This window comes from Mycobacterium sp. TH-M106 (assembly GCF_057473765.1).
In genome coordinates this window covers 1-1,330 of the sequence record NZ_JBYCLE010000331.1, presented here as the reverse complement: position 1 = coordinate 1,330, position 1,330 = coordinate 1, and the positions used below count along the sequence as shown (strand labels likewise).

General features: G+C 64.7%; 3 protein-coding genes. 1 reads left to right on the top strand and 2 read right to left on the bottom strand.

Features of this window, described 5'->3' with window-relative positions; translation table 11 throughout:
• Both AC2VOP_RS11445 and AC2VOP_RS11440 read right to left on the bottom strand, forming a co-directional pair.
• The coding region (locus AC2VOP_RS11445; RefSeq protein WP_486961073.1) for an enoyl-CoA hydratase-related protein at positions 1 to 383 on the bottom strand (383 nt) is incomplete at its 3' end.
• A gap of 103 nt (positions 384 to 486) precedes the next feature.
• Positions 487 to 1,089 carry a DUF2249 domain-containing protein gene (locus tag AC2VOP_RS11440; RefSeq protein WP_486961072.1) on the bottom strand — a complete coding sequence of 201 codons (603 nt, stop codon included), beginning with the start codon at positions 1,087 to 1,089 and terminating at the stop codon, positions 487 to 489.
• Between the two features lie 53 nt (positions 1,090 to 1,142).
• Between AC2VOP_RS11440 and fdxA the strand changes: the two genes are divergently transcribed.
• Positions 1,143 to 1,330: ferredoxin (gene fdxA / locus AC2VOP_RS11435; protein WP_486961071.1), on the top strand; the 188-nt coding region annotated here is incomplete at its 3' end.

Here is a 1,330-nt window from a genome sequence, read left to right as displayed (position 1 = left end):
AGCAGCGCCACCACCAGGCCCGCGCCCACCGCGGGTCCGCGGATCGCCGAGATCACCGGTTTGGAAAAGTTCACGATATTGAGCACCAGGTCGCGGGCTTCACGCATGATGCGCACCCGACCGGCGTATTCGCCCATCGTCTGCTCGATCAACTCGAAGCTGCCGCCGGCCGAAAACGCTTTGCCCTCACCGCGAACCAGGACGGCCCGCACTGCGTCATCGCGGTCGATCGCCGGCCACACATCGGCCAGATCGCGGTGCATCTGCGGCCCCACCGAATTGAGCCCGGGTCCGTCCAGCACCATCTCCAGTACCCCGTTGCCGCCGGACTTCAGGCGCAGGCCGGGGAAGTCGCGGTAGTTGTCGGGGTTGTCATGGGTCATTTCGTCGCTCCTCGTATCGCGAACCTGCACGCTTGCCGCTTCGACGATACGGCGCGTCGCGTATGAAACCGCACGCCCGGTGCCGGACACATCTGCGGGTCAGTCAGCCGGCCTGCCGCACGGTCGGGGTCAGTCCCAGGACCTCACGCTTTTGGTGCACGGTCAAGTAGCGCAAGCCTTCCGGTCCGGCGCTGAATTGCCGGCGTGAGCGTCGTGGCATCCACAACAGCTCACCGGGGACCAGCTCGACCGTGCCCAGTTCGGTGTTGAGCCGGCCGCCGCCAGCCAGCACATGCACCAGAACATCCACCTCGGCGCCGGTGTGCATGTCGATGCCGCCGCCCGGGGGCAGCGAGATCACATTGGAGTCCAGATCCCGGCTGTGCACCTCCAGCCTCCACACCACCCCGGCCAGGTCGGACTGTGCGTCACCGCCTGCGATGTCGGCGGTGTTGGTGAGGATCCGGGGCAGCGGAGTGCTGGCGAGCTTGCTGATCCGGATTCGCCACGCCGGGCCCTTCTCGAGGTATTCCCAGCCGTAGCTGCCCGGGTGGTCGGCCTCGAACTCGTCGTGCAGATGCTTGGGGTTGTGGTTGTTGACCAGAACGAACGATTCCCCGACCGCCAGGTCTGCATAGGCGGCAAAGATTGTCGGGTGTTTCTCCGGTTTACGCAGGCCCCGGACGTCGAGTTCGGTGTCGGGCATCGGATCTCCTTGCCTTTCTAGTTTTTACAAATCAGCTTGTGTAAACTCTAGCCATGACTTACGTGATCGGGAAACCCTGTGTTGACGTCATGGACCGGTCCTGCGTGGAGGAGTGCCCGGTCGACTGCATCTACGAGGGCGGCCGTGCTCTCTACATCCACCCCGACGAGTGTGTGGACTGTGGAGCCTGCGAGCCGGTCTGCCCGGTCGAGGCCATCTACTACGAGGACGACCTGCCCGA